Source organism: Kitasatospora sp. SC0581, assembly GCF_048159585.1.
GTDB lineage: Bacteria > Actinomycetota > Actinomycetes > Streptomycetales > Streptomycetaceae > Kitasatospora.
The window spans coordinates 65,984-84,004 of record NZ_JBLRWA010000014.1; the positions used below are offsets into that span (position 1 = coordinate 65,984).

Annotated in this window: 23 protein-coding genes; 11 read left to right on the forward strand and 12 right to left on the reverse strand. The window is 75.6% G+C overall.

Annotated features, from left to right (window positions below; translation table 11 throughout):
• The first annotated feature begins 157 nt into the window (after positions 1 to 157).
• Together ACLWS4_RS21765 and ACLWS4_RS21770 are read left to right on the forward strand one after the other, a co-directional pair.
• Positions 158 to 811, forward strand: coding sequence for a hypothetical protein (locus ACLWS4_RS21765; protein ID WP_416874955.1), 654 nt, complete (start codon positions 158 to 160; stop codon positions 809 to 811).
• On the forward strand, positions 808 to 1,569 hold the full coding sequence (locus tag ACLWS4_RS21770; protein WP_416874956.1) for a hypothetical protein: 762 nt from the start codon (positions 808 to 810) through the stop codon (positions 1,567 to 1,569). The genes ACLWS4_RS21765 and ACLWS4_RS21770 overlap by 4 nt, the downstream gene beginning before the upstream one ends.
• Here the strand turns inward: ACLWS4_RS21770 and ACLWS4_RS21775 are convergent.
• The 3 genes from ACLWS4_RS21775 to ACLWS4_RS21785 are packed head-to-tail and all read right to left on the reverse strand — an operon-like array spanning position 1,537 to position 3,475.
• Positions 1,537 to 2,298, reverse strand: a complete 762-nt coding sequence (locus tag ACLWS4_RS21775; protein ID WP_416874957.1) for a zf-HC2 domain-containing protein — start codon at positions 2,296 to 2,298, stop codon at positions 1,537 to 1,539. The genes ACLWS4_RS21770 and ACLWS4_RS21775 overlap by 33 nt on opposite strands.
• Positions 2,295 to 2,867: a sigma-70 family RNA polymerase sigma factor gene (locus ACLWS4_RS21780; RefSeq protein ID WP_082345936.1), complete on the reverse strand. Its 573-nt coding sequence runs from the start codon at positions 2,865 to 2,867 to the stop codon at positions 2,295 to 2,297. Before ACLWS4_RS21780 ends, ACLWS4_RS21775 begins: the two co-directional genes overlap by 4 nt.
• A gap of 59 nt (positions 2,868 to 2,926) precedes the next feature.
• Positions 2,927 to 3,475, reverse strand: coding sequence for a hypothetical protein (locus ACLWS4_RS21785; RefSeq protein ID WP_416874958.1), 549 nt, complete (start codon positions 3,473 to 3,475; stop codon positions 2,927 to 2,929).
• Between the two features lie 188 nt (positions 3,476 to 3,663).
• Between ACLWS4_RS21785 and ACLWS4_RS21790 the strand changes: the two genes are divergently transcribed.
• The gene (locus ACLWS4_RS21790) at positions 3,664 to 4,053 is read left to right on the forward strand and encodes a thioredoxin family protein (protein WP_049655132.1); all 390 of its coding nucleotides are present in this window, start codon (positions 3,664 to 3,666) and stop codon (positions 4,051 to 4,053) included.
• A 106-nt stretch (positions 4,054 to 4,159) separates the two neighbouring features.
• Here ACLWS4_RS21790 and ACLWS4_RS21795 read toward each other — a convergent pair whose 3' ends face one another.
• Positions 4,160 to 5,122 carry a helix-turn-helix transcriptional regulator gene (locus tag ACLWS4_RS21795; RefSeq protein WP_416874959.1) on the reverse strand — a complete coding sequence of 321 codons (963 nt, stop codon included), beginning with the start codon at positions 5,120 to 5,122 and terminating at the stop codon, positions 4,160 to 4,162.
• A 174-nt stretch (positions 5,123 to 5,296) separates the two neighbouring features.
• On the opposite strand from ACLWS4_RS21795, the gene ACLWS4_RS21800 reads away from it, so the two are divergent.
• The 5 genes from ACLWS4_RS21800 to ACLWS4_RS21820 all read left to right on the forward strand — a co-directional run bounded on the left by ACLWS4_RS21800 (position 5,297) and on the right by ACLWS4_RS21820 (position 10,128).
• On the forward strand, positions 5,297 to 6,031 hold the full coding sequence (locus tag ACLWS4_RS21800) for an alpha/beta hydrolase (protein WP_117487248.1): 735 nt from the start codon (positions 5,297 to 5,299) through the stop codon (positions 6,029 to 6,031).
• Positions 6,032 to 6,187: 156 nt separating this feature from the next.
• Positions 6,188 to 6,526: a hypothetical protein gene (locus ACLWS4_RS21805; protein ID WP_416874960.1), complete on the forward strand. Its 339-nt coding sequence runs from the start codon at positions 6,188 to 6,190 to the stop codon at positions 6,524 to 6,526.
• Complete coding sequence (locus tag ACLWS4_RS21810; protein WP_416874961.1) at positions 6,523 to 8,046, forward strand: dihydrolipoyl dehydrogenase family protein; 1,524 nt, start codon at positions 6,523 to 6,525, stop codon at positions 8,044 to 8,046. The genes ACLWS4_RS21805 and ACLWS4_RS21810 overlap by 4 nt, the downstream gene beginning before the upstream one ends.
• Positions 8,047 to 8,175: 129 nt before the next feature.
• Entirely contained in the window at positions 8,176 to 9,270 is a 1,095-nt protein-coding gene (locus ACLWS4_RS21815) for a WD40/YVTN/BNR-like repeat-containing protein (RefSeq protein ID WP_074002277.1), read from the forward strand.
• 108 nt (positions 9,271 to 9,378) lie between these two features.
• Positions 9,379 to 10,128: a GNAT family N-acetyltransferase gene (locus tag ACLWS4_RS21820; RefSeq protein ID WP_074002276.1), complete on the forward strand. Its 750-nt coding sequence runs from the start codon at positions 9,379 to 9,381 to the stop codon at positions 10,126 to 10,128.
• Positions 10,129 to 10,211: 83 nt separating this feature from the next.
• Here the strand turns inward: ACLWS4_RS21820 and ACLWS4_RS21825 are convergent, their stop codons facing one another.
• A complete protein-coding gene (locus tag ACLWS4_RS21825; RefSeq protein WP_416874962.1) occupies positions 10,212 to 11,174 on the reverse strand; it encodes a DUF4436 family protein in 963 nt (320 codons plus the stop codon).
• A 156-nt stretch (positions 11,175 to 11,330) separates the two neighbouring features.
• Here ACLWS4_RS21825 and ACLWS4_RS21830 point away from each other — a divergent pair, with 156 nt between their 5' ends.
• Complete coding sequence (locus tag ACLWS4_RS21830) at positions 11,331 to 12,341, forward strand: LacI family DNA-binding transcriptional regulator (protein WP_049654763.1); 1,011 nt, start codon at positions 11,331 to 11,333, stop codon at positions 12,339 to 12,341.
• A gap of 88 nt (positions 12,342 to 12,429) precedes the next feature.
• Here the strand turns inward: ACLWS4_RS21830 and ACLWS4_RS21835 are convergent, their stop codons facing one another.
• The 3 genes from ACLWS4_RS21835 to ACLWS4_RS21845 form a co-directional block, all read right to left on the reverse strand.
• Positions 12,430 to 12,948: a GNAT family N-acetyltransferase gene (locus ACLWS4_RS21835; RefSeq protein WP_049654760.1), complete on the reverse strand. Its 519-nt coding sequence runs from the start codon at positions 12,946 to 12,948 to the stop codon at positions 12,430 to 12,432.
• A 119-nt stretch (positions 12,949 to 13,067) separates the two neighbouring features.
• Entirely contained in the window at positions 13,068 to 13,529 is a 462-nt protein-coding gene (locus tag ACLWS4_RS21840) for a molybdopterin-dependent oxidoreductase (protein ID WP_074002275.1), read from the reverse strand.
• A gap of 153 nt (positions 13,530 to 13,682) precedes the next feature.
• The gene (locus ACLWS4_RS21845; protein ID WP_074002590.1) at positions 13,683 to 14,150 is read right to left on the reverse strand and encodes a MarR family winged helix-turn-helix transcriptional regulator; all 468 of its coding nucleotides are present in this window, start codon (positions 14,148 to 14,150) and stop codon (positions 13,683 to 13,685) included.
• A 130-nt stretch (positions 14,151 to 14,280) separates the two neighbouring features.
• On the opposite strand from ACLWS4_RS21845, the gene ACLWS4_RS21850 reads away from it, so the two are divergent.
• Positions 14,281 to 15,063 (forward strand): dioxygenase, encoded by a 783-nt coding sequence (locus tag ACLWS4_RS21850; RefSeq protein WP_416874963.1) that lies wholly within the window; start codon positions 14,281 to 14,283, stop codon positions 15,061 to 15,063.
• Between the two features lie 45 nt (positions 15,064 to 15,108).
• Here ACLWS4_RS21850 and ACLWS4_RS21855 read toward each other — a convergent pair whose 3' ends face one another.
• On the reverse strand, positions 15,109 to 15,756 hold the full coding sequence (locus ACLWS4_RS21855) for an NAD(P)-dependent oxidoreductase (protein ID WP_416874964.1): 648 nt from the start codon (positions 15,754 to 15,756) through the stop codon (positions 15,109 to 15,111).
• Between the two features lie 193 nt (positions 15,757 to 15,949).
• On the opposite strand from ACLWS4_RS21855, the gene ACLWS4_RS21860 reads away from it, so the two are divergent.
• Positions 15,950 to 16,543 (forward strand): maleylpyruvate isomerase N-terminal domain-containing protein, encoded by a 594-nt coding sequence (locus ACLWS4_RS21860; RefSeq protein WP_416874965.1) that lies wholly within the window; start codon positions 15,950 to 15,952, stop codon positions 16,541 to 16,543.
• Between the two features lie 9 nt (positions 16,544 to 16,552).
• Here the strand turns inward: ACLWS4_RS21860 and ACLWS4_RS21865 are convergent, their stop codons facing one another.
• From ACLWS4_RS21865 to ACLWS4_RS21875, 3 genes are read right to left on the reverse strand one after another with little or no spacing between them, the layout of a single operon-like run.
• Positions 16,553 to 16,939: a VOC family protein gene (locus tag ACLWS4_RS21865; RefSeq protein ID WP_049654752.1), complete on the reverse strand. Its 387-nt coding sequence runs from the start codon at positions 16,937 to 16,939 to the stop codon at positions 16,553 to 16,555.
• A gap of 4 nt (positions 16,940 to 16,943) precedes the next feature.
• Complete coding sequence (locus ACLWS4_RS21870; RefSeq protein WP_380738435.1) at positions 16,944 to 17,489, reverse strand: GNAT family N-acetyltransferase; 546 nt, start codon at positions 17,487 to 17,489, stop codon at positions 16,944 to 16,946.
• Positions 17,486 to 17,944: a group II truncated hemoglobin gene (locus ACLWS4_RS21875; protein WP_049654748.1), complete on the reverse strand. Its 459-nt coding sequence runs from the start codon at positions 17,942 to 17,944 to the stop codon at positions 17,486 to 17,488. The genes ACLWS4_RS21870 and ACLWS4_RS21875 overlap by 4 nt, the downstream gene beginning before the upstream one ends.
• Between the last annotated feature and the right edge of the window lie 77 nt (positions 17,945 to 18,021).

Genomic DNA, 18,021 nt, shown 5'->3' on the forward strand with positions numbered 1-18,021 from the left:
CTGGACGGCAGCCGCGAGGCGGGCGGCCGAGGCCGAGCAGGTGGTGACGGAGGCCGGCTGGGTCTCGGGGCCAGCCGGGCGGGGCGGGGGTCACCTGGGTGGGGGTGGGGCATAAAACGGCTGGTCGGGGCGGGGGTGTGTTCGGGATGATCGGCGGATGGTGTCGATGCGACCGGTCCTGGAGATCTTCGCCTCCGACGGCTTCACGCTCTGGCCGACGGCCGAGCTCGGGCCGTACGGGGATCTCGCGCTGGACGGGCGGTTGACGTCGGACGAGGTGGGCACGGCGGTGTGGCGGCTGGCGGACTGCAACGACGTCGAGCCCGACCCCGGGCAGGCCGAGGGGCGCGGTCCCCGGCCGGCGGACCCGTTGGGCGCGTTCCTGCACGCGCTGTCGACCGAGCCGCACCCGTACGCCCCCGGCGGGCTGGTGGTGACCGACTCCGCCACCGGCGCCGTCTTCAGGCCGGGCTGCTGCAACGGGCTGGAGGACTGGCGCGAGTGGCTGGACGTCACGGACGGGTCCGGCACCGCCTGGTTCGGCCACGACCCCGACGCCCGGGCCGAGTGCGTCGGCCGGGTGGTCCGGCTGACCCAGGACGCCGAGGGCGACGAGGGCCCGGTGGTCGAGCTGCCGGTGGAGGAGCTGCGCCGGCTGCTCGCCGGAGTCGAGCGGGACCTGCGCGACTTCCTCGCGCTCGCGGCGGGCTGGGCCGAGCGGCAGCTGCCCGGGCACGCCGCCGCCGTCACCGCCGCGCTCGCCCGAGCCCTGGACCTGGACCCGGCCCCGGACCTGAAGCCGCCGTCATGACCAGCTTCCACACCCACCGGGCCCGGGTGCACGACGCCTCGCTCCCGCCGTACCGGCGGCACAGCGCGCTGCGCACCTGCCTGACCCGCTTCGCCCCGTACGGCCTGCGGGCGACGTACCACCACCTCACCGTCAGCGCCCGGATTCCGCGCTTCCTGGAGGCCGACCCGGACGCCCTGGTCCGCGCGGTGGACGAGTTGCACGAGGCGCGCGAGCTGTGGCGGGCCAGGGCCGAGGAGTACGCGGAGCGGCGCCGGGCGCAGAAGCGGGCCGGGCGGCGGCTGCCTCCGGAGACGGCCTGGTGGCACGTGCGCTGGTGGGGGTCGCCGAACGCGGCCTGGGAGCACGACCCGTTCCTGCACCCGCCGTTGCGGCTGCCCGACTACGTCCGGCGGCAGAACGCGCTGCTGGACGGTGCCGTGCTGCCCGGGTGCCCGGCCTGTGGGGAGCAGGGCCCGCCGGTGCCGCTCCTGACCGGCCCCGGCGACGACCGCGGCGACGGTCACGGCCACGGCCGGGCCGAGCTGTGCCGCTGCTGCGCGCGGGTGCTGACACCCTGCGGTTGCGGGCGGTGGCACAGCTTCGAGCCGGCGCTGCGGACCGGCTGGAGCCGGATCCGGGGTCGGGAGCACATGACCGGCGGTGGCGAGCCGAGCCCGTACTGGCCGGGTATCCGGGGCGCGGCCCGGGTGGAGCGGTTGGAGTCGTACACGATCCACTGGGGGTCAGGGGTGGTGTACGGGGATCGCGACCAGTAGCGCGCCGCCGTCCTGGACGCGGACCTCGAAGTGGTCGATGTCCGCCAGTCGGAAGGCCGCGCCGCCGGTGGTGCGCACGGTGCCGTCGCCGCCCCCGCCGCCGTTCCCGTAGCCGCCCGCCGGGACGGACCAGGTGGTGACCGTCTGCTGCTCGCCGGTGTGCGAGACGGCGACCAGTCGACAGGTCAACGGGCCCTGGACGCCGGAGAGTTGCAGGCTGACCTGGGTGCCCCAGGTGGTGCCGTCCAGGCCGACGGTCGCGTGCGCGCCGGTGCCCGGGTCGGTGGCGCTGAACTGCTCGGCCACCGCGACCACGGCCGGGGTGTTGTCGGCGGTGAGCACCGCGGCGGTGACGGCGGGGCCGGCCGCCACCATCGCGGTGGCGGCCAGGGCCAGCACCAGCCGCCGCACCCGGCCCCGCCGCCGGGTGGCGCCGACCTCGGCGACCAGCCGGTCCAGCAATCGGGGGTCCGGCTGCGGGGCGGGACCGGCCGGGTCCGTCCCGGCCGCCCGCGCGGTGGCCGCGTACTCGGACAACAGCGGTTCCACCGAGCCGAGTTGGGTCACCTGCTCGGCGCACTGCGGGCAGTCGGCGAGGTGTTGCTCGAAGGCGGCGCGCTCGGCGGGTTCCAGCAGGCCGAGGACGTACGCGCCGGCGTCGGCGTGCACCGGGCCGCCGGGCGCCCGGTCGGGGTCGGGGACGGGGTCGCGGTCGGGGTGCCTGGTCACGATGTCACTCCCCGTTCCTCCAGCGCGAGCCTGAGCGAGCGCAGCGCGTAGAACACCCGCGAGCGCACCGTCCCGGCCGGGATGCCGAGTTCGGCGGCCGCCTCGTTGGCCGTACGGCCCTTCAGGTAGGTCTCGACGATGATCTCCCGGTGCACGGGCGAGAGATCGCCGAGCGCGTCCGCGACGGTCATCATCCGCAGCGCCCGGTCGATCTCGTCCTCGGCGGGCAGCTGCTCCAGTGCCGAGGCGTCCACCTCGCGCGGCCGGGCCATGGCGCCGCGGTGGCCGTCGATCACGATCCGCCGCGCGACGGTGACCAGCCAGGGCCGCAGCGAGCCGGCCTCCGGGTCGAGCCGGTGGATGTTGCGCCAGGCGCGGAGCAGGGTCTCCTGCACGACGTCCTCGGCCCGCTGCCGGTCCCCGGCGACCAGGTGGAGCACGAACCCGAACAGCGGACCGGCATGCTCCCGGTACAGGGCGCGCATCAGGTCCTCGTCCGGCGCCCCCGTGTCGTGGCCGCCGGTGCGGCCGACGGGGTGCTCCTCGGTCACCACTTCATCGTTGCGCACCCGGGCCTCCTGGGCGAGGGCGGTCGGAGCCGGTCGTCGGGACCGGTCATCGGAACCGGTCAGTAGCCCGGGGTGCTGGGCGTCGGGTTCATCGGGCCGGAGTTCGCGGCGCCCGCCCTGCCGCCGGTCGGGGTCAGCGCGAACCAGGTGCCGGCCACGCCCTGGCCCTTGGTGTCGCCGGGCTTGGTGTCCGGCGAGTAGCGGTAGGCCGGCCAGCCGTTCAGGGTGACCTGCTTGGTGCCGTCGTCGCGGGTGACGGTGCCGACCAGCTTGCTGTCGATGCCCTTCACCGTGACGTTGCCGTTGCCGTCGGCGTGCTCGGGCGGCCAGATGACGGCGCAGCTGCCGTTGCAGTAGGACTCCGGCGGGCTGTTCCGGTCCTGGTCGAAGCGGTAGAGCGTGAAGCCCGCGCTGTCGGTGACGATCGTGCCCAGCTTCGGGTCCTGGGCGGTCTGCAGGGTGACGGCCGCCGGGGTGCCCGGACTGCTCGGGCTGCTCGACGGACCGGAGGAGCCGCCGGACGATCCGCAGCCGGCGATCAGGGCGGCCGCCGCGATGCCGGACGCGGTCAGCGCGAGCGTCCGCCGGGTGCGGAGTGTGCTGCGCATGGGGTGCCTCCCTCGGGGGGAAGGGGTCGGAACGGACCGGACACCCTTCCATACGGGCGGCGGCCGCCGGCTGCTCACTCCCTGGCTCCGGCAACCGCCGGAACGCCGCCGGAATACCCCGCCGACCGGGACGGTTGTGGCGGGCACATGGCCTGAACCGCCACGTCCGGAAGGGAAGGAATCACGAGATGAGCAACACGGTCGAGCTGACCAAGGAGAACTTCGACGAGATCGTCCCGGGCCCGGAGGGCAAGGACTTCGTCTTCATCGACTTCTGGGCCGGGTGGTGCGGGCCGTGCCGCCAGTTCGCCCCGGTGTACGAGAAGGCCGCCGAGCGCCACTCGGACCTGGTCTTCGCCAAGGTGGACACCGAGGCGCAGCAGGAGCTGGCGGCCGCGTTCGACATCCAGTCGATCCCGACGCTGGCGATCATCCGTGAGGGCGTGCTGGTCTTCTCGCAGCCCGGTGCGCTGCCGGAGGCGGTGTTCGAGGACCTGATCGGCCAGGCCCGCGAGCTGGACATGACCGAGGTGAAGCGCAAGGTCGCCGAGGAGCGGGCGGCCGGCGGCCAGGCCTGATCCGGACGTCCGAAGACAGGCCCCAAGGCCCGGGGAGTCGAAGCTCCCCGGGCCCTCGGCATGCCCGCTCCCCGCTCCCCGGAGCCGTCCGCCGCCGCGCCCGCCGTCACGACGGCTCGGCGCCCCAGGCGGCGAGCCGGTCCGCGAGCGCCCGCACCTCGGCGCGCAGCGCGGCGGGCTCCCGGACGGTGAACGGCCACCCGAGGCCGGCCAGCAGCACCGCGACGCCGTCCAGGTTCTGCGCCCGGGCCCGCAGCAGCACCCGGTCCTCGGCGAGTTCGGTGAGCGTGCCGACGGCGGGCGGCAGTCGGCGGCGGGCCTCGGCGAGGGTGGTCCGCAGTTCGACCTCCACCCGGTGCCGCCAGGGCGCGCCGGCCAGCGACTCCACCACCCGCTGGACCGGGTCGTAGTCCTCCGGCGGCTCGAAGCCGGCCTCACCCTGTTCGACCCGGGTGATCCGGTCCAGCCGGAAGGTGCGCGGCTCGCCGCTGCGGTGGTCGAGCCCGGTGGTGTACCAGCGCCCGGAGTGGAAGACCAGCCCGTACGGGTCGAAGTCGCGTTCGCTGGGCCGGTCCTCCCGGTCCCGGTAGGCGAGCCGCACCCGGCGACGGCGGCGGGCCGCCTCGGCCAGGGTGAACAGCGCGGCGGCGGCCGGGCCGGGGCCGGCGGCGGGGGTGGCGGTCAGTCCGAGGGTCTGTTCGACGGCCGCCACGCGCTCGCGCAGCGGCTGCGGCAGCACCCGCTGGATCTTGGCGAGGGCCGTCCCGGTGGCCTCCTCCCCCACCGACAGGCCGGAGCTGCGGCCGGCCAGCAGGCCGAGCACGACGGAGGCGGCCTCGTCCGGGGTGAGCATCAGCGGCGGCAGCCGGTAGCCGGGCCGCAGGCGGTAGCCCCCGTAGCGGCCGCGGTCGGCCTCGACGGGGATGCCGAGTTCGGTCAGCCGGGCGACGTAGCGGCGGACGGTGCGCTCGTCCACGTCGAGCCGGGCGGCCAGGTCGGCGCCGGTCAGGCCGGGGCGGTCCTGGAGCAGTTCCAGCAGGGCGAGGACACGGCTGACCGGGTGTTCCATCGCGTGTACTCCTTTCCTCGGCGGAAATCCGGGCGACTTCTGTCCGGATCCGATCCTAGAGTCGGCGGTGGAGGAGGCCCCGCCTCGACGGAGCCCCTCGCGGGCCGCCCGCCGAGACGTCCACGGCTCGTCGCGGCCTCCCCGGACTTCCCACCGACGAAGGAGCGATCCGCCATGAGCACGTTCGTACTGGTCCCCGGATTCTGGATCGGCGCCTGGGCCTGGGACGAGGTGGCCGCGCCGCTGCGCGCGGCCGGGCACCGGGTGTACGCCGTCAGCCTGCCCGGAGTGGGCGAACGCGCGGGCGAGGAGGGCGAGTTCGGGTTGGAGGACCACATCGCCGACCTCGCCGGGCTGCTGGTCCGGGAGGACCTGTCGGATGTCGTCGTGGTCGCCCACAGCGGCGCCTGTGCCCCGGTGGGCGGGCTCGCGGACCGGATGCCGGAGCGGATCCGCCGGGTGGTCTACCTGGACAGCGGCCCGCTGATCGACGGCTCGTCGGTGTACGACCTCTGGCAGCCCGACTACCAGAAGACGGCCGAGGCCTCGGTGGTCGACGGCCGCCTCCCGCTGCCGTCCTGGGAGTACCTGGGCGAGCAGGGCACGAGCACGGCGGGGCTGGACGAGGCCGCCCTCGCGTCCATCCGCTCCCGCTCCACCCCGCACCCGGCCGGGGCGTTCCGGGACCGGCTGCGGCTGACCGGCGCCGGGGCCGCGCTGCCGCAGGCGCTGGTCTCCTGCTCCTTCCCGCTCTCCCAGGTGCGCGAGCTGATCGCCGCCGGGCACCCGTACTTCGCCGGGATGTCCGGGCCGAACTGGGAGCTGCGCGAACTGCCCACCGGGCACTGGCCGATGCTCTCCCGCCCGGCCGACACGGCGGCGTTGCTGGCGGAGCTCGCCGCGCTCTGAACCCGCCCGTCCGGCCGCCGGTCCGTCTCCTCGCCCTGTCCCGTCCGTGCCCGGTGGTGCGTCCCACGGCGCCCTCGGCGTGTCCGTCCGTCGCGCAACCGCGCCCGGACCGGCAGGATGGGGCCCACGCCGTACCCGAGCGAGGAGCGAGCACCCGTGCGCGAGCAGCCCAGCCGGACCGAACCGCCGGACGCCGTGCCGGAGTTCCGGCCGGACGGCGGTCCGGGGCCGGCCGGCCCGCGGCGTGCCCGGCTCGGCTCCCGCGCCCGGCTCACCCCGCGCTCCCTTCTCGCCCCACGCGTCCCGCGCTCGCGCGACCGGCGCGAGAAGTGGCCGCGGTGGGCGGTCCGGGTCACGCTCGGGTACGGAACCGCAGGCGGCAGCGGCGGGCCCGGGGTCGGGCGCGGCCGGCCGCTCGACACCCGTGGGCGCACGCCCGCCGCCCCCGCCCGGCGGGCCGGGGCGGCCATCGAGACGACGGAGGACAGGGCATGACCAGCACCGCCGAGGAGTACGACGTCATCGTCCTGGGGGCCGGTCCGACCGGCGAGAACGTGGCCGACCGGACGGTCGCCGCCGGGCTGCGCACCGTGATCGTGGAGGCCGAGCTGGTCGGCGGCGAGTGCTCGTACTGGGCCTGCATGCCGAGCAAGGCGCTGCTGCGGCCGGTGGCCGCGCTGGCCGACGCCCGCGCGGTGGCCGGCTCCCGGGAGGCGGTCGGCGACCGGCGGCTGGACCCGGCCGCGGTGCTGGCCCGGCGGAACTCCTTCACCTCCGACTGGAAGGACGACGGCCAGGTGGAGTGGCTGCGGGACACCGGCATCGAGCTGGTGCGCGGCCACGGCCGGCTGGCCGGGGTGCGGACGGTGACGGTGGAGGCCGAGGACGGCAGCGAGCGGGTGCTCACCGCCCGGCACGCCGTCGCGGTGTGCACCGGCAGCCGCCCGGTGCTGCCCGCGCACGTGCCGGGGCTCGCCGAGGCCCACCCGTGGACCAACCGGGAGGCGACCGGCTCGCAGACCGTCCCCGGGCGGCTGGCGGTGGTCGGCGGCGGGGTGGTCGGGGTGGAGATGGCCGCCGCCTGGCGGGCGCTCGGCTCCGAGGTGGTGCTGCTGGTCCGCGGTGACGGGCTGCTGCCGCGGATGGAGCCGTTCGCGGGCGAGCTGGTCGCGGAGGGCCTGCGGGCGGCCGGGGTGGACCTCCGCTTCGGCACCGAGGTCACCGCGCTGGAGCGGGCGGACGGCTCCGGGCCGGTGACCCTCACCCTCGCCGCCCGGGACGGCCGGAACGGGGACGGAAAGGGCGGGGACGGCCAGCACGAAGACGGCCAGGGCGGGACCGGGACGCTGACCGTCGACGAGGTGCTGTACGCGACCGGCCGGGCCCCGCGCACCGCCGACATCGGGCTGGAGCAGGTCGGCCTGAAGCCGGGCGGCTGGCTGGAGGTGGACGACAGCTGCACGGTGCTCGGCGTGGACGGCGCGGAGGGTGTGGACGGCGCGTGGCTCTACGCCGTCGGGGACGTCAACCACCGGGCGCTGCTCACCCACCAGGGCAAGTACCAGGCCCGGATCACCGGCGCGGCGATCGCCGCCCGCGCCGAGGGGCGCCCGCTGGACACCTCGCGCTGGGGCGCGCACTCCGCGTCCGCCGACCTGGCGGGCGCGCCCCAGGTGGTGTTCACCCAGCCCGAGGTCGCCGCCGTCGGCCTGACCCGGGCCGCCGCCGAGGCCGCCGGACTGCGGGTGCGGACCGTCGACCACGAGATCGGCTCCGTCGCCGGGGCCTCGCTGTACGCCGACGACTACCGCGGCCGGGCCCGGGTGGTCTTCGACCTGGACCGGCAGGTGATCGTCGGCGCCTGCCTGGTCGGCCCCGGGGTCGCCGAACTGTTGCACTCGGCGACCGTCGCGGTGGTCGGCGAGGTGCCGATCGACCGGCTCTGGCACGCGGTGCCCTCGTACCCGACGATCAGCGAGGTCTGGCTGCGGCTGCTGGAGGACTGCCGGGGGTAGCGGCACCCCCGGCACGGACGGCCTCCCGGGCGGTCGGCGCGGCGAGATGTGACCACCGGTGGACGGCGGGACACTGGCACTCGGGGGCCGTCCCGGGGGGCCGTTGCTCGTGACCAGGTGGTGTGAGACATGACCGAGGTGCTGTTGGCCGTCGGAACCGAGAAGGGCCTCTTTCTCGGCCGCAGCCGCGACCGGCTGACGTGGGAGTTCAGCGGGCCGCACTTCCCGATGAACGCGATCTACTCCGTCTCCGTCGACCGCCGCGACGGCCGGACCAGAGTGCTGGCCGGCGCCGACAGCAGCCACTGGGGGCCGTCGATCTGGCGCTCCGACGACCTCGGCGCCAGCTGGTACGAGCCCCCGCGGCCGGCCATCCGCTTCCCGGAGTCCACCGGCGCCTCGCTCACCCGGGTCTGGCAGCTCCAGCCCGCCGGGGCGGAGGCCCCCGGCGTCGTCTACGCGGGCACCGAGCCCGCCGCGCTGTTCCGCTCCACCGACGGCGGCGAGACCTTCGCGCTGGTCGAGGCGCTCTGGAACCACCCGCAGCGGCCGCAGTGGGGCGCCGGCTACGGCGGCCAGGGCCTGCACACGATCCTGACCGACCCGCGCGACCCGCAGCGGCTGCTGGTCGCCGTCTCCAGCGGCGGCGTCTACCGCAGCAAGGACGGCGGCGACAGCTGGCAGCCCTCCAACACCGGCCTGCGCGCCGAGTTCCTCCCGGAGGAGAGCCAGTACCCGGAGTTCGGCCAGTGCGTGCACAAGATCGCCCCGGACCCGGTCCACCCGGACCGGCTCTACCTCCAGAACCACGGCGGCGTCTACCGCAGCGACGACTGGGGCGCGAGCTGGCGCTCGATCGTGGACGGCCTGCCCGCCGAGTTCGGCTTCGCCGTGGCCGCCCACCCCCGCCGGGCCGACACCGCCTACGTCTTCCCGCTCGGCGGCTCGGACGACCGCATCCCGCCCGGCCGCCGCTGCCGGGTCTTCCGCACCACCGACGCCGGCACCAGCTGGCAGCAGCTCGCCCACGGCCTGCCCGGCGAGGACCACTACGGCATCGTGCTGCGCGACGCCCTGCGCACCGACGACGCCGACCCGGCCGGGATCTACTTCGGCAACCGGACCGGCGACGTGTACGGCAGCCGGGACGAGGGCGAGAGCTGGTCCCTGCTGGTCTCCCACCTGCCGGACGTGCTCTGCGTCCGGGCCGCGGTGGTGGCCTGACCCGGTGCCGGCCCGACGCGGTGGTGGCCGGAAATAACCGGTTGCCGGACGGCGGGGCCTCGGTGAACATGGCCGCCGACGAACGATCACGCGATTGTGGGGTGGGCCATGGCCGAGGACTGGGTGGTCAGGCGGGGTACCGACGGCGAGCCGGTGCTGCGCTACCTGCTGGACGAGCGGGAGGGCCGGCCCTGGGCCGACCTGCTGGAGGTCCTGGACGAGTCGGTGGACGCCGCCGCGTTCGTCCGGGCCGAGCTGCCCGGCTGGGTGGTCTCCGGCCCGCCCGGGCTCGGGCAGGAGCTGGTGGCGCACGGCGCGCGGGTGCTGCGGCACGCCCACACCTTCCGCCGCGACCTGCGCGCCGACCCCCCGCCCGCCGACTGGGCCGGGACGCCGCTGCGCGAGGGCCTGCGCGCGGTGCCCTGCGACCGCGCGCCCGAGGAGCTGTACGAGGCCTGGCGGGCCGCCTTCGCCCCCGACCACGTCGACTTCTACCCGGGCGAGGACGCCCGGGTGGTGGCCGAGCGGATCACCCCGCTGCTGGAGGGCGAGGTCATCGGCCCGGTGCTGCCGTCCAGCCTGCTCGCCGTGGACGCCGAGGACCGCGTGGTCGCCGGGCTGATCCTCACCGACCGCGACGGCCTGCCCTGGATCGGCGACGTCTTCCGCCACCCGGAGCGCGGCTACCGCGGCCTCGGCGCCGACCTGCTGCGCCGCGCCGTCGGGGACGCCGCCGAGCGCGGGCTCGCGGACGTGACGCTGGTGGTGTCCGAGGGCAACCCGGCCCGCCGGGTCTACGAGTCGCTGGGCTTCCGGCTCCAGGAGACGTCGCTGACGGTGGTCGTGCCCGACGCCTGAACCCCTGAGCCTCCGGGCCTCCGAACCCCTGAACCTCTGACCCCTGAGCCGAGTGGCCGGGCCGCCGGACACGTGCGCCCGGGCTACTCCTTGTGCCCGCCCTCGATCCGGGCGCCCCGCACCACGACCATGGTCAGGCCGACCGCGACCAGCAGCTCCGCCCAGAAGAACGCCGCGTAGTCCAGCAGCGAACCGATCGGCGGGCTGCCGGGCGCGGCGTTGCGCATGCCGACCAGGGCGAACAGCGTGGCCGCCATCCAGCCGAGGGCGGGCCAGACGATGCCGCGCCGCTGGCGGACGATCAGCCAGGCCGCCACCAGCACGGACAGCGCCAGCGCCCACATCGCGGCCATCATGAACCAGGCCAGGATGAAGGTGCTGCGCGAGCGGCTGATCCGCTCGGTCACCACGACGGCGCCGCCCTCGCTCTGCTGCTCGGCCTGCTTGAAGACGAAGAAGGGGTCGGCCTCCTCCACGCCGATCACCACGGGGACGGGCTGCCCGCCGGCGGTGGCCTGGAAGCCGATCAGCGCGTGGTAGTGGTCGAAGGGGTAGTCGGTGACCCGGCCGTCGAGGAGGCTGAACGCCACCGCGCCGGAGGCGACCTGCTGCCCGGCCGGGTACCTGAGCACGGTCTGCTCCAGCGAGGTCGTCTCCAGCACCACGTCCCGGGCCGGGACCAGCAGGCTGTCCGGCTGCTCCAGGGCGCCGTGCGGGTGGACCAGGACCTTCGCGGTGAGCGTCTGCGCGGCCGCGTCCACCCGCTGGAGCGTCACGTCGACCTCCAGGAAGTCCGGGCCGGGCACCGTCCCGACCACCTGGACGCGGCCGCGGCTGGAGCGTTCGTCGAGGTAGAGCAGCAGCCCGGCGACGACGGACAGCACGATCGCCGCCACCACGGCGTACGCGCGCCAGGGCCTGACCTTCGGCCGGGGAGCGGTGCCCGCGCCGCGCGCCCGGGCGTGGACGCGGACCCGCGGCCGGGCCGCCGGGCGCGTGCGCCGGACGGCCCGCCGGTGCAGCGGCGCGCCCATCGGCCTGTTCATCGGCCTGCTCCACGGTCGGCGGTGGCGGCTGCGGGTGCCGCCTGTCCCGCCACCCTCCGGGCGGCCGCGGCCGCGGCGCAACCGCAGAGGGCCGATCGGGCGGGCCCGAGACTCGGCAAAGACGCTGGTCGGAGGGGCTGTGTAGGCTCAACGGTCATGGCGAGGGTGACACGGGACGATGTGGCGCGGGTGGCGGGGACGTCCACGGCGGTCGTGAGTTATGTGATCAACGACGGGCCGCGGCCGGTGGCGGCGGCGACCCGGGCGCGGGTGCTCGCGGCGGTCGAGGAGCTCGGCTACCGGCCGAACCGGGTCGCCCAGGCGATGGCCCGGCGGCGGACCGACCTGCTCGGGATGGTCGTCCCGGACGCCCGCCAGCCCTTCTTCGCCGGGCTCGCGCACGCCGTCGAGCAGGCCGCCGCCGAGCACGGCCGGCTGCTGCTGATCGGCAACTCCGACTACGCCGACGAGCGCGAGGCGCACTACATCCGCGCCTTCCTCGGGATGCAGGTGGACGGTCTGGTCCTGGTCACCCAGGACCCGGCCACCCCCGGGCTGACCGGCTTCGACGTGGCCGACGGCACCCCGGTCGTGCTGCTGCACCACCGGGCGGAGAGCACCGGCGGCGTCGCCGTGGTCGCGGACGACCAGGGCGGCGCCCGCGAGGTGGTCCGCCACCTGCTCGGACACGGGCACGCCGAGGTGCACTGCTTCGGCGGCACCCTCGCGCTCAGCCCGCACGACCCGGTCACCGGGCGGACGGCCGGCTGGCTCGCCGCGCTGGAGGAGGCCGGGCTGCCCACCGAGGGACGGCTCACCCCGGCGCCGTTCGACCGGGTCCGGGCGCACGCCGAGGCACTCGCCCTGCTCGCCCGTCCCGACCGGCCGTCCGCCGTGTTCTGCACGACGGACGACCAGGCGATCGGCCTGCTGCGGGCCGCCGACGACCTCGGCATCCGGGTGCCGGAGGACCTCGCGGTGGCCGGCTTCGACGACATCGCCGAGGCGGTGATCGCCGGGCCCGCGCTGACCACCGTCACCACGGCGCAGGACGAGATGGCCCGCGCGGCGGTGGAACTGGTCCTCGGCGGGCCGGAGCGCCGCGCCCAGGGCGCCCGCACCTTCCCGGCCCAGCTGGTGGTCCGGCGCTCCTGCGGCTGCCCGTAGGGGACGGCACGGGGCTGAGGCCGGGGGGGGCGGCCCCGGACCGGCCGGGCAGCGGCGCGGGGCTGGCGTCGGGGACGGCGCGGGCGCCTCAGCCTTCGAGCAGTTCGTCCGCGAGCAGGTCCATCAGCAGGTTGTCGTGCCAGGTGCCGTCCGGCCCGCGCTCGTACTGGCGCATGGTGCCGACGGTGCGGAAGCCGACCTTGGTGTAGCAGCGGATCGCGGCGAGGTTGTCCGCGGCCGGGTCGATCACCAGCCGGTGGTAGTGGTGGTCGTGCACCAGGTACCGGGCCATCGTGCGCACGGCGTCGGTGCCCAGGCCCAGGCCGTGCACCGTCGGGTCGAGGTAGAGGTCCATCCCGGCGTGCCGGTACTCGTCGTCGTTGTTGGCGTACCACTGGATGGCGCCGACCACCTTGCCGCCGAGGTCGATCGCGAAGGTCTCGGTGCCGGGCGACTCCAGGTCGTTGGCGACCTCGTCGGCCAGGTCGTCACCGCCACGCCAGCGTTCGAACACCTCGGGCGTGCCGCGGATGGCCGCCAGCGCCGGGATGTCGTCGCCGGTGGCCGGGCGGAGCGTGACCAAGGTGCCGTGCAGAATCGTCCCCATATGGGGCATGTTGGCACGGAAACCCGGCTCCGGCGAGTGTTTTCGACCCGCCGTCCGGCCCCTTCCGGCGTGCGGCCTCGGGGCCGGGGCCGCACGCGCGCGAGGCGGGCGCCCGGGCGTCAGGCGGTGGGGCGCGCCGGGTCGCCGAGCGGGCCGAGCCAGACGGCCGTGACGGCGCTGACGTAGCGGGCGCCGCAGTGGTCGCCGGGGACGACGAGCTGCGGACCGGCGGCGTCCAGCGGGGCGCCGTCCATGCTGGTGGCGAGCAGGATCTGCTGGCCGCCGAAGTCCGGATCGATCTCGGCCCAGGAGACCACCGCCCGGTGGCCGTCGGCGCCGGCCACCGAGAGCAGGAAGCGCAGCCGCTGCTTGCGGCCGGAGAAGTCGATCCGGGGCCGGGCCGCGCGCAGCACGTCCAGCAGCGCCGGGCCCTCGTAGCCGTGGCGCTGCTCGCCCGCGGTCCGGCAGTCGAAGCTGACCTCGACCCGGCGGGCGGGGAGGGCTCGCAGCTGCGCCACCGTCAGCTCGGCGGGGCGGTCGAGGTGGCCGTGCAGTCGGACGGTGGGTCTCGCCGGGGTCATGGGTGCTCCCTCCTCCCGGGCCACGGCGCCGCGGCCCGGGTGGAGGAGTACCCGAGCAGCGGCCGGAGCATTCGCAGATGCGATGGATCGGGCGGACTTCCACTCGCAGGTGCGGGCCCTGAGCCCGGGTGGCGGCTGTCGGCGGGGCCGGTCCTACGGGGTCTCGTCCTGGCGCAGCCGGGCACTGACCGCGCCGAGCCCCTCGGCGAGCACCGCGAGCTGCTCGCGGCTGAGCACGTCGATCAGCAGCTCGCGCACCAGGGCGACGTGCCCGGGCGCGGCCTGGCGCAGCGCCTCGCGGCCCTGGTCGGTGAGTTCGGCGATGACGCCGCGCACGTCGCTGGGGCAGGAGCGGCGGGCGACCAGGCCGGCCCGCTCCAGCTGGGTGACCTGGTAGGTCAGGCCGCTCTTGGAGGTGACCAGCCTGTCGGCGAGCTCGGTCATCCGCAGCGAGTCGCCGGGGGCGGCGGACAGGTGCACCAGGATCTCGTACTGCTGGTGGGAGAGTCCGGAGTCGTCCTTGAGCTGGCGTTCCAGCCGCCGGTTCAGCAGGTTGCTCGCGACGACGAAGCCCCGCCAGGCGGCCGCCTCGTCCGGGTCCAGCCAGCGGGGTTCGTTCAGTGTGGACATGGGGTGAAGCCTACTCCTGTTGTTCAAATTCGAACGAAGGTGTACCGTCGGTTCCGTAAAGGTTCAAATTTGAACTACCTGTCGGACTACCTGCCGGTCGAACGGCCCCGAGGAGGACGCCATGAGCACCGCGGCCCCTGAGCGCATGCCCGCCCTGTACCTGTCGCACGGCGCGCCGCCACTGGCCGACGACCCGGTCTGGCCGGGCGAGCTGGCCGCCTGGTCCGCCGACCTGCCCCGGCCCAAGGCCGTCCTGATGGTCTCCGCCCACTGGGAGGAGGCCCCGCTCGCCCTCGGCGCCGTCACCACCGTCCCGCTGGTCTACGACTTCTGGGGCTTCCCCGAGCACTACTACCGGGTCCGGTACACCGCCCCCGGCGCGCCGGACCTCGCCGAGCGCGTGCGCAAGCTGCTGCGCGCCCCCGGCACGCCCGTCCAGGACATCCCCGACCGCGGGCTCGACCACGGCGCGTACGTCCCGCTGGTGGAGATGTACCCGGACGCCGACATCCCGGTGCTCCAGGTCTCGCTGCCCACCCTCGACCCGCAGCGGCTGATGGAGATCGGCCGCAAGCTCGCCCCGCTGCGCGACGAGGGCGTGCTGATCGTCGGCAGCGGCTTCTTCACCCACAACCTGCGGGCGCTCAGCAACGACGGCCGGATCACCTCGGTGATGGCCGAGTTCGACGACTGGGGCCGGCGCGCCCTGGAGGCCCACGACCTCGACGCGCTGCTCGACTTCGAGCACAAGGCCCCGGCCGGACGCCTGGCCCACCCGCGCACCGAGCACTTCGCCCCGCTGTTCGTCACCCTCGGCGCCGGCGAGGCCGACCTGGACAGCCAGCGCAGCGTCATCGACGGGTTCTGGATGGGCCTGGCCAAGCGCTCGATCCAGCTGGGGTGAACCCCTCCCCTTCGAACGCCCCGCCTGCCGGACCCCTCACAGCCCTCACAGGGAGCAGCAGGTGAACCGCTCGCCGATGTGCTCGGGCTGCTCGATCTCGTCCACCAGCGCGACCGCGTAGTCCGCCACCGAGATCCGGCTCCGCCCCTCGGCATCGGTGAGCAGCTGGTCCAGGCCGGTGCGGTAGCGGCCGGTCCGCTCCCCCGGGCCGATCTCGGCGGCCGGGCTGAGCACCGTCCAGCGCAGGTCGGAGACCGTCCGGTAGTAGTCCAGCGCCGCGCCGTGGGCGTGCATGATCTGGAGGAGCGGCTCCGGCAGGCCCGGGGCGCCCCAGACCCGCACGCCGGGCGCGGTCTCCAGATTGCCCGCCCCGCCGACCGCGATCAGCCTGGGGGCCGCGCCGCCCAGCGTGCGCAGGCCTTCGACCAGGGAGCGGGCGGCGGGCTCGACCAGCGCCTGGTGGCCCGGGCCGTCGCCGCCGCCGACGGCGCTCACCAGGACGTTCCGGCCGGCCGCGACCCGGGCCACGTCCGCCGGGTCCAGCACGTCCGCGCGCTCCACGGCGGCGGCCGCGCCCCGGTAGCGGTCCGGGTCCCGGACCACCGCGGTGACCTCGTGCCCGCGCGCCGCCGCCTCCCTGACGACCGCGCTGCCGATGGTGCCGCCGGCGCCGATCACGGCGATTCTGGCCATGGGTACCTGCCTGGGTGCTCGCGGGTGGGGCGGCGGCGGACCGCGGGACGCTGGATCGCAGGGCGCCGGACGCCGGACGCGCCGGACGCGCCGGACAGGACCGATTATCGGACGAACTCCCGGCGCGAGCCGGGGCACTGGGCCTATCGTGTGACGCCCCGGACGCCCCGGACGCCCCGTCGAAGGAGTGGTCATGCGCAACGGCGACGCCGTACGAACCGCCCTGGACGCCGCCCTGGCCGTCCTCGCCCCGCACACCGGGAACCGCGACTGGGACGCCCCCGCCGGGCTCCTGGAGTGGAGCTGCCGCGACACCGCCGCCCACATCGCCCACGACCTGCTCGCCTACGCCGGCCAGCTCGCCGCCCGCCCCCGCGACCGCTACCTGCCGCTGGACCTCACCGTCCGGCCCGAGGCCGACCCGGCCCAGGTGCTCACCGTGGTCACCGCCGCCGGGCACCTCCTCGCCACCGCCCTGGACGCCGCCCCGCCCGAGCTGCGCGCCTACCACCACGGGCCCTGCGAACCGCTCGGCTTCGCCGCGATGGGCGTCGCCGAGACCCTGCTGCACACCCACGACATCACCCGCGGCCTCGGCCTGCCCTGGCAGCCGCCCGCCGAACCGTGCCGCTTCGCGCTCGACCGGCTCTTCCCGCACGCACCGCGGGAGCCGGATGCCCACCCGGCGGAGGTCCTGCTCTGGTGCACCGGGCGCGGGGAACTGAACGGCCGCCCGCGCAAGTCCTCGTGGACCTGGCGGGCGGCCATGGGCGAGTGGCCGGACTGATCCGACCGGTCAGGCGCTCCCGGTGGCGATCCGCTCGGCCTGGCTGCGCTCGATGCAGAACTCGTTGCCCTCCGGGTCCCCGAGGGTGACCCAGCCCTTGCCGTCCGGGAGGCGGTGGTCCGCCAGCACGGTCGCCCCGAGGGCGACCAGGCGCTCCACCTCCTCGTCCCGGCTGCGGTCCTGCGGCTGGAGGTCGAGGTGGACCCGGTTCTTCGCCGCCTTGCCCTCGGGCACCCGGATGAAGAGCAGCGAGGCGCCGGCGGAGTTGACCACCGCCTCCTCGTCGCACGGGTTGTCGTCCTCGCCCAGCGTGCCGTCCAGCGCCTGCGCCCAGAAGGAGGCCAGGGCGTGCGCGTCGCCGCAATCGATCGTCACATGTCGTACCAGAGATGCCATCCGCCTACTCTGACCTGCGCGGTTCGGGTTCGTCCAGCCATTTGCGGGAGTGCCGGTGGCCGTCCAGCGGAAAGGGCGGGAAGGGCGGGAGCAGTTCCACGAACGGGTAGCCGGCCTTCTCCGCGACCCGGCAGGAGGCGGGGTTGTCCACCTGGTGCAGCAGGTCGATCCGGCGCAGGCCGCCCTCGGCGAAGGTGGCGAAGGCCCAGGCGGTGAGGGCCTCCACCGCGCGCGGAGCCACCCCCCGGCCGCGGGCCGGGGCCGCCGTCCAGTACCCCACCTCGGCCGTCTCCCCGCCGGGGGCGGGGTACTTGAGAGCGACGTTGGCGACGAGCTCGGCGCCGTCCAGGACGGCGAAGCTGTACCGGGTGCCCGCCGCACGGCCCTCCTCCTGGAGGCGCAGCCAGTGCGCGGCCTCCTCGGCGTCGCCGACCGGGGTCCGGGTGAAGCGGCGCAGGGTCGCGTCCCGGTAGGCCTCGATCAGGGCCGGCGCGTCGGCGTCCTCGAAGGGGCGCAGCAGCAGGCCGTCGGCCGTCAGGGCGGCGGTCACTTGAGGCCCTCCCAGCCCCAGCGCGGGGTCGGGCCGGGATCGCCGAGGTCGGTGCCGGCCGGGGAGCCGGAGACGTCCTCGGCGATCCGGGTGCCCCAGTCGAAGTACTCCAGCACCCGGCGGCGCAGCAGTTCGTCCCCGGGCAGCTCCGCGCGGACGGCCTCGGCCATCAGCTCCATCCAGCGCAGCCGCTGCTCCTCGGTGACGGCCAGGCCCAGGTGGGCGCGGAGCAGCGCCTGGTGGCCGCCCAGTCGGTCGGTGTAGCCGGTCGGGCCGCCGAACACCTCGGCCAGCCAGACCGCGACGTGCTCGATGTGGGTGGGGGTGAAGTCGGCGAAGACCGGCGCGAGCAGGGGGTCGGCGAGGGCGCCCCGGTAGAAGGTCCGGCTGAGCCGGCGCAGGACGTCGATGCCGCCGACGGCCTCGTAGAGCGTGCCGGGCCGTTGGTCGTTCATGGCTGTGCTCCCCGTGGGTGAACCGTATGTTGCGACCTTCCTAGCAGCCGGAGGGCCCGGTCGGCGCGGCCCCGGGC

What these genes read in the sequence shown, in the direction of transcription:
- ACLWS4_RS21765 (WP_416874955.1), top strand. Translation starts at nt 158, where the DNA reads ATGGTGTCGATGCGACCGGTCCTGGAGATCTTCGCCTCCGACGGCTTC.
- ACLWS4_RS21770 (WP_416874956.1), top strand. Translation starts at nt 808, where the DNA reads ATGACCAGCTTCCACACCCACCGGGCCCGGGTGCACGACGCCTCGCTC.
- ACLWS4_RS21785 (WP_416874958.1), bottom strand. Translation starts at nt 3,475, where the DNA reads ATGCGCAGCACACTCCGCACCCGGCGGACGCTCGCGCTGACCGCGTCC.
- ACLWS4_RS21790 (WP_049655132.1), top strand. Translation starts at nt 3,664, where the DNA reads ATGAGCAACACGGTCGAGCTGACCAAGGAGAACTTCGACGAGATCGTC.
- ACLWS4_RS21795 (WP_416874959.1), bottom strand. Translation starts at nt 5,122, where the DNA reads ATGGAACACCCGGTCAGCCGTGTCCTCGCCCTGCTGGAACTGCTCCAG.
- ACLWS4_RS21800 (WP_117487248.1), top strand. Translation starts at nt 5,297, where the DNA reads ATGAGCACGTTCGTACTGGTCCCCGGATTCTGGATCGGCGCCTGGGCC.
- ACLWS4_RS21810 (WP_416874961.1), top strand. Translation starts at nt 6,523, where the DNA reads ATGACCAGCACCGCCGAGGAGTACGACGTCATCGTCCTGGGGGCCGGT.
- ACLWS4_RS21815 (WP_074002277.1), top strand. Translation starts at nt 8,176, where the DNA reads ATGACCGAGGTGCTGTTGGCCGTCGGAACCGAGAAGGGCCTCTTTCTC.
- ACLWS4_RS21820 (WP_074002276.1), top strand. Translation starts at nt 9,379, where the DNA reads ATGGCCGAGGACTGGGTGGTCAGGCGGGGTACCGACGGCGAGCCGGTG.
- ACLWS4_RS21825 (WP_416874962.1), bottom strand. Translation starts at nt 11,174, where the DNA reads ATGAACAGGCCGATGGGCGCGCCGCTGCACCGGCGGGCCGTCCGGCGC.
- ACLWS4_RS21830 (WP_049654763.1), top strand. Translation starts at nt 11,331, where the DNA reads ATGGCGAGGGTGACACGGGACGATGTGGCGCGGGTGGCGGGGACGTCC.
- ACLWS4_RS21835 (WP_049654760.1), bottom strand. Translation starts at nt 12,948, where the DNA reads ATGGGGACGATTCTGCACGGCACCTTGGTCACGCTCCGCCCGGCCACC.
- ACLWS4_RS21840 (WP_074002275.1), bottom strand. Translation starts at nt 13,529, where the DNA reads ATGACCCCGGCGAGACCCACCGTCCGACTGCACGGCCACCTCGACCGC.
- ACLWS4_RS21850 (WP_416874963.1), top strand. Translation starts at nt 14,281, where the DNA reads ATGAGCACCGCGGCCCCTGAGCGCATGCCCGCCCTGTACCTGTCGCAC.
- ACLWS4_RS21855 (WP_416874964.1), bottom strand. Translation starts at nt 15,756, where the DNA reads ATGGCCAGAATCGCCGTGATCGGCGCCGGCGGCACCATCGGCAGCGCG.
- ACLWS4_RS21860 (WP_416874965.1), top strand. Translation starts at nt 15,950, where the DNA reads ATGCGCAACGGCGACGCCGTACGAACCGCCCTGGACGCCGCCCTGGCC.
- ACLWS4_RS21865 (WP_049654752.1), bottom strand. Translation starts at nt 16,939, where the DNA reads ATGGCATCTCTGGTACGACATGTGACGATCGATTGCGGCGACGCGCAC.
- ACLWS4_RS21875 (WP_049654748.1), bottom strand. Translation starts at nt 17,944, where the DNA reads ATGAACGACCAACGGCCCGGCACGCTCTACGAGGCCGTCGGCGGCATC.